Raw genomic sequence first — 12463 nt, forward strand, 5'->3', positions numbered from 1 at the left:
AAAAAATGGCTCCGGCCACCTTACTGGGCAGAAGCCGAAGCGTAAAACTACGTCTTCAGCCCCAAAAAAACATTCCGGCGGCCAAGCTGGTCCGCGTAGTTCTCCTGCCCTTGATTCGTACTCTCCAAAAACTGAAGCTGATAGCCGCCGACTTCGGGGCGGCCCTGCTGGCGTGGGTATGTTTTTTTCTGCTGCGCAAGTACCTGCTGCGCGAAATCAGCGCCGACTACCACCTGGCCGCCGACGCGGCCTTCCTGGCGGGCGCGGCCCTGATGATTGCCGCCTTCTGGACCGGCCTCTACGCCCTGCTGGGTGAGTACAACGACATTTTCCGCAAGTCGCGCCTGGGCGAAGTCATCCGCCTGGGCCGGGTGTCGCTGCTCGGGGCCGTCATCATCTTCTTCGTGCTGCTGCTCGACGACCAGGGGGTGCAGAACTACCGCAATTACTACAAAACCATTTCGGCCTATTTCCTGCTGCACTTCACCATTACGGCCGTGCTGCGGCTCTGGGCCGTGAGCAGCGTGCAGCGGCTGGTGCGCGGGGGCGTTATCAGCTTCAATACGCTGCTGGTGGGCTCGGGCGTGCTGGCCCGCGACACGTTCCAGGAGCTGCGCCGCACCGGCCGCCACCTGGGCCTGCAACTGGTCGGTTTCACGCCCCTCGGCAACGCCCCCGTGGATGAGCAGCTGGCCGCCGAGCTGCCCGCCCGCGGCACCTACCAGCACCTGCCCGCCCTTATCGAAACGCTCAATATCGAGCAGGTCGTTATTGCCATCGAACCCGGGGAGCACCGCGTGATTGAGGAAATTCTGACCCTGCTGGAGGGCACTACGGCCCGCGTGAGCATCCTGCCCGACCTCTACCAGATGCTGCTGGGCTCGGTGAAGGTGAGCCACGTGTTCGGCACGCCTCTGATCGAAATCAAGCAGGATTTGCTGCCCCTCTGGCAGGTGGTGGCCAAGCGCGTGCTGGACGTGGTGGCCTCCAGCCTGTTTCTGCTGCTGGCCTGGCCGGTGTACGCCTTCACGGCCATCATGGTGAAGCTGTCCTCGCCGGGACCGGTATTTTACTCCCAGGAGCGCATCGGGCGGCATGCCGAGCCCTTCCGCATCTATAAGTTTCGCTCCATGTTCGTCGATGCCGAGAAGCAGGGGCCGGCCCTGAGCTCCGACCACGACCCGCGCATCACCAAGTGGGGCCGCTTCATGCGCAAGGTCCGCCTCGATGAGCTGCCCCAGTTCTGGAACGTCATCAAAGGCGACATGAGCATCGTGGGACCCCGCCCGGAGCGCCGCTTCTTTATCGACCAGATTGTGCAGCTAGCGCCCCACTACCGCCACCTGCACCGCGTGCGCCCCGGCCTCACCAGCCTCGGCCAGGTAAAATACGGCTACGCCGAAACCGTGGCCCAAATGGTCGAGCGCCTTAAATTCGACATCCTCTACATCGAGAACATGAGCCTGGCCATGGACTTCCGGGTGCTGCTGTACACGTTGAAAATTATTATTGAAGGGCGGGGTAAATAAAATCACAGATGTTGCAGATGTTGCAGATGAAAAGGATTCGTTCTGATGAGGATTCGTTCTGATGAGGATTCGTTCTGATGAGGATTCGTTCTGATGAGGATTCGTTCTGATAAGGATTCGTTCTGATAAGGACTCGTTCTGATAAGGATTCGTTCTGATGAGGATTCGTTCTGATGAGGATTCGTTCTTTTGAAGTGGGTATGGCTATGGAGGAGTTTAAGTATCAGGAGTTAACTAAAGGAGTTATTGGGGCGGCTATGCGGGTGCACACGCAGATGGGGATTGGGTTTCCAGAGGTGGTGTATCAACGTTGCCTGGCGGTGGAGTTGCGAATGAGTGGGTTGGCGTTTGAGCGGGAGTTGGAAATGCCGTTGTTCTACCGAGACGAAAAGGTCGGTAGCCGCCGGGTTGATATTTTAGTAGAAAGGGTTGTGCTGGTAGAACTGAAAGCGGTGAGCGAGGTTACCGCCCTGCACCACGCCCAAGTCCTGAATTACCTCAACGCTTACCAACTGGAAGTTGCCCTACTCCTGAATTTCGGCACTCCCCGCCTCACCTACAACCGCTTCGTCAGGTCCCCCCGCCGCACCTAAACCACCATCCCCAGAACGAATCCTCCCCAGAACGAATCCACATCAGAACGAATCCACATCAGAACGAATCCTTCTCATCTGCACCATCTGTAACATCTGCGATTTATGTTTACCGGCATCATTGAAACCCTGGGTACCATTGCCGCCGTGCGGCGCGAGGGCACCAACATCCATTTCACGGTGGAATCTGACTTCGCTTCGGAGCTCAAAATCGACCAGAGCGTGGCCCACGACGGCGTGTGTCTGACGGTGGTAGCCGTGGACGCTGCGCCCGGCACCCACGTCGTGACGGCCATCGACGAGACGCTGCAAAAGACCAACCTGAGCCAATGGGTGCCCGGCCGCCGCGTGAACCTGGAGCGCTGCCTGGCCGCTAACGGCCGCTTCGACGGCCACATCGTGCAGGGCCACGTCGATCTGACGGCTACCTGCGAATCGGTGGAGGACCAGAACGGCTCCTGGCTCTACCACTTCCGCCACGAAACCGGCCCCGGCCGCGTGACGGTGGAAAAAGGCTCCATCTGCATCAACGGCACCAGCCTCACCTGCTTCAACAGCACCGACGACGGCTTCAGCGTCGCCATTATTCCCTACACCTACGAGCACACCACGTTCCAGGACCTGCGCCCCGGCGACCGGGTGAACCTGGAGTTCGACATCGTGGGCAAGTACGTGGCCAGGCTGCTCGGGCGGTAGGGGTGGGCTATGCACATGAGCTTTAGAAAGCGTTGGTTTGGAAGGCTGATGGCCCTGCCAGTACTTGTTCTGTGCGGGATACTCAACGTGCTGAACGTTGCGTCTGCCCGGCCATTAGGGCAACTGGAAAATCTGCCGGCCCTACTGAGTATTGTATTATTGTTCGCACTGCTTGTCGGTTTATTACTCGTTACCCGCCGCTTTTACCGGCGGCTTCCGGACATGATTAACTGGCTTTTCTTGCTGGTAATGGTGCCCGCCACTTACTTGGTCGCTAGCCTTTGTCAGCATGGTATCGACGCCTCCCGCAACCCACAGGACTTCGAGCACCTGTTCAACGATGTGGATTTCGTCCTCGTCGTACCTATACTGTTAGTGGCCCTGCTGCTGTTGGGCTGGGCTTTCGACAACGTAAAAAACCGGATTAGTTAGGGGAAAATGTAAGTTCGACTGTCCCCTTCCAGTACTATGCGCTATCTGTTACTGACCTGACGCCGCTGGGCATGAACAACACGGGCGTCCTGACGGACAGCCGCATCGTGGCGAACCTGGCCTACGGCTACCACAACTACACCTTCGGGGAGGGAAACGCGAACGAGCCGCTCCGGAATGATACGCGGGAGCTGGCAAACTACGCGGGAGCCGGGGCCGTGTATTCCACCGTGGCCGACTTGGCTAAGCTGGTGCAGGCCCTGCACGATAACCGCCTGCTCCGGCCCCAAACCACCCAACGGCTCCTGACCCAGCCCCAGCAGCCCGGCTTTGTTGATTACGCCCGGGGCCGCCCTACCATCGGTTTCTACCACAACGACCGCACATTTTCCCGCCCGGTGCTGGAGCGCCGCGGCAGCATCGACGGCTTCAACTCGCTGCTGCTCACCACGCCCGACTTCACCACTGCCGTCATCATCCTCTGCAACACCGATACCGGCGACCTGGAAAAAATCGGGGATGCCGTATTCAACGCCCTTCAGTGAGCGGCCGGTGGGCCGGGGCGCTAAAGAAGCTTTCTGCTGCCCGCCAGGCGGTTTCATCCCGGAGCACGTCGCCGGGGCGGGAGCCGTTGCCGAGCAGGTAGCCACCCCAGGGAATTGCCAGGTAGGCGGCCGTGAGCTGGAGCGTTTCGTGCAGGGGGCGGGCTTCCTCGGCCGGGCCGCTGCTGGCCACCACGGCCCAAAAGGTTTTGCCCCGCATCTGCGCCCTGAACTTCAGGCGGGGCGTGCGCAGCCAGGCGCTCCAGTAATCGAGGTAGTGCTTGGCGGGGGTAGAGAGGGTGTACCAGTAGAGGGGCGACACCAGCACGATATCAGTAGCCGCCAGCGTGGCGTCGAGCAGCGTTTTTTCGGGGCCGGCGGGCGCGGGATACGAAGCATCGTGGCGCAGATCCACGAAGGGTGGCAGGTCGAAGTCGGGCAGAAACAGCCACTGCTGCTCCGTCGCGGCCGGCAGAAACTCGGCGGCGCGGCGAGCCAGCAGCTCGCTGTTGCCGGCGTGGCGGGTGCTGCCGAGCAGGAACAGGAAGCGGCGGTTGGGAGCGTCGGGCATAAGCAACCGGGCAACGTGTACCCTGGCGAAAGAAATATGGAAAATAGGGTACAACCTTGTACCTTATTTCTGAAAAAAACTTTCATAAGGTACACAACGCCCGCCTATGCCTCGTCCAGCCATTCGCTCCACTTCGTTGCTGGCCGAGGTGCGGCGCTATTTCGGGTTGCCCCAATGGGAGCTGGCGGCATTTCTGGGCGTGAGCTCCGAGCTGGTCAAGCACATCGAAGCGGGGCGGCGCAGCCTCAGCGGCCCGGTGCTGCTACGCCTCAACGAGCTGGCCTGCCTGCTACCGGCCCACCCGGAGTCCATTGCTGCGGTTGCGCCTGATAGCCCGGGGCCGTCGTTTGCCGGGCCGCCCGAAGCCGCGCCCGTGCTGGCCCGCCTGGATGTGTGCCAGCACCGGGCCGCCCAACAGCGCCGCCAGCTGGCCCGCCTGACTGCGGCCCTGGCGTTGGCCCGGCGCTGGGAGCAAGCCTTACCGGAGTTGCTGACCACTGCCCCGGCCCCGGCCGATACGTCGGCGGGGGCGGCCCGGCGGCGACGGTGGCTGGCGGCCCGGGCGCAGGAAACGGCGGATGCGCTGGGTCCCGCCGCCGCCGCCCGCTACCACTTGCTGCGGGTACGGCTGGAAGCGCTGGAAGCGGAAGCCGCCGCGCTCCGGACCCTGCTGCCGGCCGACGTATGAGCGGCCCCTCAACCGTAACGGGGCCGGTTGCCTAGGCCTGGGTAGCAATTTCCCCCGCTTATATCGAAACGCGAAGCAGTAGAACCCACCCCTGGCGACAAACTCTGCGCGCGCCGCAACGAAGACGCGGCGAGGTTGAATCGTCCGTCGCTTTGAAAAAGTGCCTGTTCCGGCACGACTGGCCGTCGCCGACCCGCTGAGCCCCCAGGCGGGGGTATGGTTTGCGCGGCGGCTTCAGGGGGCTTTCCACCAACCATTCTTCCGTATCTTTTGCCCTCACTTAACCCAATTACCCTATGACCCTCTTACGCAAGCGGCTCCCAAATGAGTCATCCGCTCAGTCTGCTGCCCAGATGCACGCCGCCGTAGAGCGCTTCGCTACAGCAAACCCGAATGCGGAAGCCAGCCATTTTTTCAGCAAGCAGCAACTGACTAAGTTGTTGGATCAGCCCAACTGTGTGGGCATCCGGGTGTATCTGGGCCTGGACGAGCAGCAGCAGCCCCAACTCGTGGCCGTGGGTACCGATGCCCTGCTGAGCGATATGCTGCGCGGCCACGTGGTAGCAACCTCTCCGGCAACCGCCACTACTTCGGGCGGCCGGCTCATGGACAAGCCACAGGCGGCGCAATGGACCGCTAATCACCGGCGAAGCGTAGCGGGGCAAGACGCATTTTTTGGCTTCCTTTTCGAAGAGCACTCCTTGGCAACGCTGTTGGACGATGAATGCCAGGGGATGCGTTTGCATTACGCAATCGATGAGCAGGAGCGCCTCGTTGTTGTGCCCTCACGCATCGAAAAGGCCGCCCCTGCTCCGATAGAGCTTTTGTCACTTGATTTTCCTCCCTGCCCGCCTTGCTGCTCCCCGGAGGACTGGTGGACGCTGTTAGGCTTTTCGCTCAACCAGGACGGGCCACGCCGCCAAAAACTGCGGGTTTCAACGGCGTCTCGGACCAAGCAGACGGTTTAAATGCAGCCCGCCAAGGGTTCAAGCAGTAACTCGCCTTTTTCCAACCCTTCTTTTTTTCATGAAATACAAATCAGTCCTTTTGCTCCTGGCTGGCCTGGGTGCCGGCAGCGTGCTGGGCGTAAGCTGCCAGAAGTCGGAGCAGGCCGTACCGGCCGCTAACCTGGCCCAGATGGAAGGCTTCAATGCCAAGGCCGGGGCAGCAATTACGCTCAGCAATGCCCAGAAATGGGTGCAGAGTTACCGAACCAGCCCGGCCGTCAGCAAGGGCGGCTCGCTGGCCTATTACCTGGGCAACCAGGCCTTCAAACTGGTCCAGGACCAGCCCGGCTGCGTAGGCATCCGCTTTTACAACGCCATTGATGCGAACGGCGACCAAACCATCGTGTATGTAGGCGTTGACAAAAACGGCCGCGACATGATCCCCCGCAAAGACGAGGCAGGCAACCCCGTGTACGCGAGCGGCGTGGTGGGCGATAGCGCGGAGAGGTGCCCGCCCATGTGCGATGATACCACCCCGCTGTTGGACTTGACCAGCGTTCCAGCGCAGTAACCAGCGGCACAGCGGCCCAATACCCAGTGGCCCCACCGGTCCGGGGGCTTGCGGGCCGGTCGTTACGGGACCGAACCGAACCCTTCCCGTAGCGCGTCCAACTGACTGGTACCAACCACGACCGGCCCAAACGCCGAAAAGCCTGCTGGGCCGCTGGATGTGATGTTTGCGAAACCGCTACAGCGGTTGGTCGATACAGAAAAGAGCCCGCTGGCCCCTTGGGGTCAACGGGCTTTTTTTGGCGCTGGCGGGGCAAACGGCCTTTTCTCACCTGGCGTCCCGGTGAGGGGGGGCTACCAACCCAATCAGCCTGCCAGTTCTGCCTCCCGGGGCCAGAAGCGGGCGGCCAGGTGCTGGTAGGCGGTAGCGCCGGCCCAGGCCGTGAGCGTGCCCAGCAGGGCGCCGGCCAGCACGTCGGAGGTGTAGTGGGCGGCCAGGTAGATGCGGCTGTAGCTCACGGCCACGGCCCAGGCAAACAGCAGCCCCTTGGCCACCCGGAAGCGCCGGGGCAGTACCAGGGCCATGAATACGGCCAGGACGAAGGCGTTGGCGGCGTGGGAGGAAATGAAGCCGAACTGGCCCCCGCAGCCGTTCACCAGGTTGAGCGTGGCCGACAGGTCGGGGTTGTGGCAGGGGCGCAGGCGGCCGAAGTAAGGCTTGAAGAAGCGGCTGGAAATGGCATCGGCCAGGCCCACGCTCAGCAGCAGCAGTGGCACCAGCAGCCGCACGCGGCGGCCGTAGTAGTAGCCCAGCACCACAATCAGCAGGAAATACGCCGGAAACCAGACGAAGCGCTCGGTGAAAAACACCATCCACTTATCCAGCAGGGGAGTGCGGTGGGAGTTGGCCGCCACCAGCAGCCAGCGGTCGAGGGCCTGCAACTGTTCCATCACCGGCCGGCGGGGTTAGCGGTGGCGGGGTCGGGGGTGGGGCCGGTGGCCGCGCTGGCGTGCAGCCAGTCGAGGCCGGGGCGCAGGTACTGCTGGGTGGCGGCTTCGGGCGAGCCGGGGGCGGGGGGCTGGTTGTAGTGCCACTCGGCCTGGGGCGGCAGGCTCATCAGGATACTTTCGGTACGGCCGCCGGTTTCGAGGCCGAAGCGGGTGCCCCGGTCGATGGCCAGGTTGAACTCGGCGTAGCGGCCCCGGCGCACCAGCTGCCACTTTTTCTGCGCTTCGGTGTGGGGCTCATTGGCGGTTTGGCGCAACAGCGCGCAGTAGCTGCGGCCGTACACCTCGCCCACGGCCCGCACGAAGGCAAACAGGCTGTCGGCGTCGGCCTCATGGCCGACCACCAGCCGGTCGAAGAAGATGCCGCCCACGCCCCGGGTTTCCCGGCGGTGCGGGATGTAGAAGTACTCGTCGGCCCACTTTTTAAAGCGCGCGTAGTAGCCGGCGCCGTGCTGCTGGCACACCTCGGCAATCTGCTCGTGAAACCAGCGGGCCTGGGCCACGTCCACGTAAATGGGCGTCAGATCGAGGCCGCCGCCGAACCACGCTTCGCCGTTGCCGGCCTCGAAATAGCGCACGTTCATGTGCGAAATCGGGGCCATTGGGCTGCGCGGGTGCTGCACCACGCTCACGCCGGTGGCGAAGTAATCGGGTGAGGGCATGAGCAGCTGCCGGGCCGCGGCGTCGCTCATGCGGCCCTCTACGGCCGAGAAGTTCACGCCGCCTTTCTCGATGATAGTACCCTCGGTGAGCACCCGCGAGCGGCCCCCGCCCCCGCTGTGGTGCTGCCAGGCATCTTCGCGGAAGCGGCCGGTGCCGTCGGTGGCTTCGAGCTGCTGGCAGAGCCAGTCCTGAAACAGGCGCATCCAGCCTTCCACGGTGTCGCGGAAGCGGGGCAGGCCGGTGGGCGGGGCGGGAAACGGGGCGAGGGCGGAAGCGGGCAAATCGGGCAAATCGGACATTAAGGCAAAGGTAAATAAAACCGCCGGCCGGAACTCCCCTCTTGCCCCACCCAGCAGGGGCTGCTGGCTGACTGTTGAGCCATTCTGAAGCCGAATCAGTTTTCAGCGGTAGTAGCGTGGCGTGGAGTCCGGACCCTGTGAACCCCGCCAGCTGCCGGGCATCCTGCAAAGGCTTGCACCAAGCGTTTTTGTCACGACTCTAACGAAGATGGCTTCGGCTATGAACGGTTACCGAGTCAGGGTACACTATTCATGCTGGCGTTGCGCCTGCCCCCCGGCCCTACGCCGCCTAGTCCGAAAGCAGCATGGAAAATATCCCGGTAAAGCCCACTCAGGCCGAGTTAGAAATTCTTCAGGTGTTATGGCAGCATGGGCCGGCCACCGTTCGGTTCGTGAACGAGGTGCTGAGTCAGCGTCGGGAAGTAGGGTATACCACCACCCTGAAGTGGTTGCAGTTGATGACGGAGAAGAAGCTCGTGCTCCGGCACTACGACAACCGGCCGCATACGTACCAGGCCGCCATCCAGAAGGAGGAAACGCAAAGCCTGCTGCTGGACCGCTTTATTGAGGCAGCTTTCGGGGGCTCGGCAGTCAACCTGGTGCTGCGGGCCATTGGCAAAGGCAAGAACACGCGCGAAGAACTGGACCGGATTAGAAAGTTACTCGATCAGATGGACTCCACCCCCGCAAACGACCAAGACCATGACAGCTGACGTTCTCCCCTTTGCATCGGTTGCCCTCGTGCGCGCGGCCGGCTTCACGCTCCTGCACTCCCTGTGGCAGGGGGGGCTGGTGGCCCTGCTCACGGCGGCCTTGCTGGCGGGCCTGCGCCATCGGCCGGCCCAACTCCGCTACCCGGTAACGGCCCTGGCACTGCTGGCCGTTACCGGGCTGGCCGTCCTCACCTTTGGCTACTATTACTGTCAGGCCGCCCCGACCCTGACGCCCTCCGACCTGGCTGCTCCGGCTCTTTCCGCCGCCGCACCGGCGGCCGCTGCCGGCCAGCTGGCGGTGTCTTCCGGCCACCACCTGGGCACCAACGATACCCTGGTTGGCCTGGCTGCTCGACTGCTGGTGGTGGGCTCTCGCCAGGCGGAGCAGCACCTGCTCACGCTGGTTGGCCTCTGGGCGTTGGGCGTGCTGGGCATGAGTGTACGCTTCGCCATGGGAATTGCCTATACCCAGCGGCTAAGACGGCATCAGGTGGTTTCGCTGCCTGCCCGCTGGCAGAAGCGGGTGAACGAGTTGGTGCAGCGGGCCGGGCTGCGGCAATCGGTGCGCGTGCTGGCTTCCGGGCTCGTGGCCACCCCCGTTGTAATCGGACACTTTAAGCCGCTTATCCTCGTGCCGCTGGGGGCCGTATCCGGCTTGTCGGCACCGGAGCTGGAAATGATCTTCGCCCACGAAATCGGCCACATCGCGCGGCGGGACTATCTGGTCAACGTCCTGCAATCCGTCGCTGAAGTGGTGTTCTTCTACAACCCGGCAGTCTGGTTTTTATCGGCCGGCCTCCGGACGGAGCGCGAAAACTGCTGCGACGATCTGGCCACGGAATTGTGCGGCAACCCCTTGCTGCTGGCCCGGGCACTGGCGTCGCTGGCGGAATGGACCTATGCCAACCGGCTCCCGCAACTTGCCCTGGCCGCTACCGGTCCCCGAGAGTCGGCCCTTTACGACCGGGTGCAACGGCTGGTCCGCGCCGCGCCGCCCACCACTACTTTCTCTCCGCGGGACGGGTTCGGGATTCTAAGTATCGCGCTGATGAGCGTCGGAATTATCGGGGGCAATGCCATGGCGTCGGTCGGAGGCGTTGCTGAGCCACTTGCCCCAGCGAAAACAGCTGCCCCGCTGGCTCCGCTTTCCAAAGGCGCTGCCGGTTCCCCCGAGGCCGGAGCGCTCGGCGAGCCGGCTGTTTCCCGGCGCGAAACCCAACCGCCGCAAACCGCCGACGAGTTGCGGGCCTCATTTGAAACCCACCTGCTGAACGACCGGCTGATTGAGAGCCGGCTGCGCTATACCTATAAGCTCACTGCCCGCACGTTCAGCGTAAATGGCCGGCTCCAGCCGGCCGGCATCGTGGCTAAGTATCGGGCGCTGTACGAGCAGGGAACGGGTACGAAGCTTAAAGCCCAGGATGCTTACCAGACCACCAAGAACTCCCAGAGCACTGGCCCTGCCACGTCCCTGGCGGGGGCGCCGGCCCCTGTGGCAGCTCCGGCTCCACTCGTTGCCGTGCCCGCTCAGCCCGATGCCCATAAGGTAGCTCAGCAATTGATCCGTGACGGGCTGATTGCCCCCGAAGCCAAGAAGTTCGGGTTGGTGCTTAACGGGCAGGGGCTGGTAGTGGACGGTAAGCAACAGTCGCCCGAACTCACGGAAAAGTACCGCAAATTCCTGAATGCTCCGCTTGATCCTACGGGGCACATGAACACGGAAGTCTCTATTCATATAGACGAGTAAACCGCCGCGCCGGCCGCTTCCGGCCGCCGCCTCAACCCTACTGGAAAACAGCTTTCCGACTACCGAATGTGGTCGTACTGGCCCGCTATGCCCTCTTCCTGCCTACTTGGCGTTATGCGTAATCTACCCGTTCACCGCGCTCCGGAAACCGGCAGCCCGATAATGGCCGCCGGCCTGTTCGCGCTCATGGCAGGCATCTGGGCCATCCCCTCGGCCCAGGCCGGAGCTTGCCCGCCTGCGGCCCCGGCCTCCTGTTCAGTAATGCCCACCGATACCACGCGGGCGCGCCCGGTGCGTGGCAGCGTAGCCGATAAGGCTCAAAAGGGACTGGAGTTCTCAACCGTGCACTTGCTCAGGCATTCGGATTCTACCCACGTCGCAACCGTGATGAGCGATGAGAAAGGAGCTTTCGAATTCCCGGCCGTGCGGCCAGGCGAATACCTGGTAAAAGTTACTCAACTCTCCTACACCGACACCTATCTGCCTTTTTTCAGAGTGGAGTCGGGGGAGGGAATCCTCCAACTTCCACCCATAGTAATGGGGGAGTTCGCGTTGGGCCTAGACGAGGTAGTGGTAGTAGGAGAAAAGCAGGTGATTGAGCGCCAGATCGACCGGTTTGTGGTCAACGTAGGAGCCATGCCCGTCGCGGCGGGGGGCAGTGTGTACGATGTGCTGAAAAGTTCGCCGGGGGTAACGGTCAACTCTACGGAGTCGATTACTATGATGGGCAAAACGGGGGTGATTGTGATGATTGACGACCGCCCGGTGAAGATGAGTTCGGACGCCTTGCTCAACATGCTGAAAAATATGCCGGCGGAGAGCGTCAGTCCCCTTGAGGTTATCACCACCCCGCCCGCCCGCTACGAGGCCCAGGGCGATGCGGGCATTATCAATATCCGAACCAAGCGCCGGAAAACGGAGGGCTGGAATGCCGACCTGAGCCTTCGCGGGGGGCAGGGGCGCTACAGTCGGTATAGTGGAGGAGGAGTGCTGAATGTAAAAAAGCGGATGATCGACTTTAATTTGAGCTACTTCGCGGGACGGGTCCGGAATTTTCAGAATATCGGGCAACGGGCGACTTTCCGGCGAACCGGACAAGCAGAGGTCTTTTCGGATGTGCTCTCGCAAACTTACCTGATAAATACGGCGACCTCCCAGGACTTAAAAGCCCAGGCAGACATTAAAACCGGGAAACGCTCGGCCATGGGAATCGCGGCCACGGCCTTCCGGCTGCCCAACCCCGCGTGTTCCGACAACACTTCCTCCGACTTACTCCGAACGGCCCAGCTGGATACGACCGTCAATACGCTCAGCCAGCTCAACGATATTTATCGCAGCTACTCGCTTGATGGCTATTACAAAACCGCGTTGGATACGTTGTAGTACTCCCCAAAGTTTGGACAGTTTGTGGTGGCTATCTTAGTCAACGCCATGAACCCAAAACGTACCCGTCGCCGCTTCACTGCTGAGTTCAAAGCAGAAGTGGCCTTAGCCGCCCTGACGGAGCGGCAGCCGCTGGCCGAAC

General features: G+C 62.2%; 14 protein-coding genes. 11 read left to right on the top strand and 3 right to left on the bottom strand.

Features of this window, described 5'->3' with window-relative positions:
- The first annotated feature begins 110 nt into the window (after nucleotides 1-110).
- The 5 genes from D0T11_RS19605 (at nucleotide 111) to D0T11_RS19625 (ending at nucleotide 3795) form a co-directional block, all read left to right on the top strand.
- Nucleotides 111-1529, top strand: a complete 1419-nt coding sequence (locus D0T11_RS19605) for a sugar transferase (RefSeq protein ID WP_245991053.1) — start codon at nucleotides 111-113, stop codon at nucleotides 1527-1529.
- A 173-nt stretch (nucleotides 1530-1702) separates the two neighbouring features.
- On the top strand, nucleotides 1703-2122 hold the full coding sequence (locus tag D0T11_RS19610; protein ID WP_245991056.1) for a GxxExxY protein: 420 nt from the start codon (nucleotides 1703-1705) through the stop codon (nucleotides 2120-2122).
- A gap of 105 nt (nucleotides 2123-2227) precedes the next feature.
- Complete coding sequence (locus tag D0T11_RS19615) at nucleotides 2228-2818, top strand: riboflavin synthase (protein ID WP_119657510.1); 591 nt, start codon at nucleotides 2228-2230, stop codon at nucleotides 2816-2818.
- 48 nt (nucleotides 2819-2866) lie between these two features.
- The gene (locus D0T11_RS19620) at nucleotides 2867-3250 is read left to right on the top strand and encodes a hypothetical protein (RefSeq protein ID WP_147374745.1); all 384 of its coding nucleotides are present in this window, start codon (nucleotides 2867-2869) and stop codon (nucleotides 3248-3250) included.
- Nucleotides 3251-3315: 65 nt separating this feature from the next.
- The gene (locus D0T11_RS19625) at nucleotides 3316-3795 is read left to right on the top strand and encodes a beta-lactamase family protein (RefSeq protein ID WP_262682290.1); all 480 of its coding nucleotides are present in this window, start codon (nucleotides 3316-3318) and stop codon (nucleotides 3793-3795) included.
- On the opposite strand, the gene D0T11_RS19630 is transcribed toward D0T11_RS19625, so the two are convergent.
- On the bottom strand, nucleotides 3779-4363 hold the full coding sequence (locus D0T11_RS19630) for a flavodoxin family protein (RefSeq protein ID WP_119657513.1): 585 nt from the start codon (nucleotides 4361-4363) through the stop codon (nucleotides 3779-3781). The genes D0T11_RS19625 and D0T11_RS19630 overlap by 17 nt on opposite strands.
- 106 nt (nucleotides 4364-4469) lie before the next feature.
- Between D0T11_RS19630 and D0T11_RS19635 the strand changes: the two genes are divergently transcribed.
- The 3 genes from D0T11_RS19635 to D0T11_RS19645 all read left to right on the top strand — a co-directional run bounded on the left by D0T11_RS19635 (nucleotide 4470) and on the right by D0T11_RS19645 (nucleotide 6569).
- The gene (locus D0T11_RS19635) at nucleotides 4470-5051 is read left to right on the top strand and encodes a hypothetical protein (RefSeq protein WP_147374746.1); all 582 of its coding nucleotides are present in this window, start codon (nucleotides 4470-4472) and stop codon (nucleotides 5049-5051) included.
- 296 nt (nucleotides 5052-5347) lie between these two features.
- The gene (locus D0T11_RS19640) at nucleotides 5348-6019 is read left to right on the top strand and encodes a hypothetical protein (RefSeq protein ID WP_119657515.1); all 672 of its coding nucleotides are present in this window, start codon (nucleotides 5348-5350) and stop codon (nucleotides 6017-6019) included.
- A 58-nt stretch (nucleotides 6020-6077) separates the two neighbouring features.
- The gene (locus D0T11_RS19645) at nucleotides 6078-6569 is read left to right on the top strand and encodes a hypothetical protein (RefSeq protein WP_147374747.1); all 492 of its coding nucleotides are present in this window, start codon (nucleotides 6078-6080) and stop codon (nucleotides 6567-6569) included.
- Nucleotides 6570-6874: 305 nt separating this feature from the next.
- Here the strand turns inward: D0T11_RS19645 and D0T11_RS19650 are convergent, their stop codons facing one another.
- Nucleotides 6875-7459 (bottom strand): phosphatase PAP2 family protein, encoded by a 585-nt coding sequence (locus tag D0T11_RS19650; RefSeq protein WP_119657517.1) that lies wholly within the window; start codon nucleotides 7457-7459, stop codon nucleotides 6875-6877.
- Nucleotides 7459-8469 carry an oxygen-dependent coproporphyrinogen oxidase gene (gene hemF / locus D0T11_RS19655; RefSeq protein ID WP_119657523.1) on the bottom strand — a complete coding sequence of 337 codons (1011 nt, stop codon included), beginning with the start codon at nucleotides 8467-8469 and terminating at the stop codon, nucleotides 7459-7461. The genes D0T11_RS19650 and hemF overlap by 1 nt, the downstream gene beginning before the upstream one ends.
- A 314-nt stretch (nucleotides 8470-8783) precedes the next feature.
- Between hemF and D0T11_RS19660 the strand changes: the two genes are divergently transcribed.
- The 3 genes from D0T11_RS19660 to D0T11_RS19670 all read left to right on the top strand — a co-directional run bounded on the left by D0T11_RS19660 (nucleotide 8784) and on the right by D0T11_RS19670 (nucleotide 12321).
- Nucleotides 8784-9191, top strand: coding sequence for a BlaI/MecI/CopY family transcriptional regulator (locus D0T11_RS19660; RefSeq protein ID WP_119657518.1), 408 nt, complete (start codon nucleotides 8784-8786; stop codon nucleotides 9189-9191).
- Nucleotides 9181-10938 (top strand): M56 family metallopeptidase, encoded by a 1758-nt coding sequence (locus D0T11_RS19665; RefSeq protein WP_119657519.1) that lies wholly within the window; start codon nucleotides 9181-9183, stop codon nucleotides 10936-10938. The genes D0T11_RS19660 and D0T11_RS19665 overlap by 11 nt, the downstream gene beginning before the upstream one ends.
- Before the next feature lie 114 nt (nucleotides 10939-11052).
- Nucleotides 11053-12321, top strand: coding sequence for a TonB-dependent receptor (locus D0T11_RS19670; RefSeq protein WP_182888511.1), 1269 nt, complete (start codon nucleotides 11053-11055; stop codon nucleotides 12319-12321).
- The last annotated feature ends 142 nt before the right edge of the window (nucleotides 12322-12463 follow it).

It is taken from the genome of Hymenobacter rubripertinctus, assembly GCF_003583925.1.
Taxonomy (GTDB): domain Bacteria; phylum Bacteroidota; class Bacteroidia; order Cytophagales; family Hymenobacteraceae; genus Hymenobacter; species Hymenobacter rubripertinctus.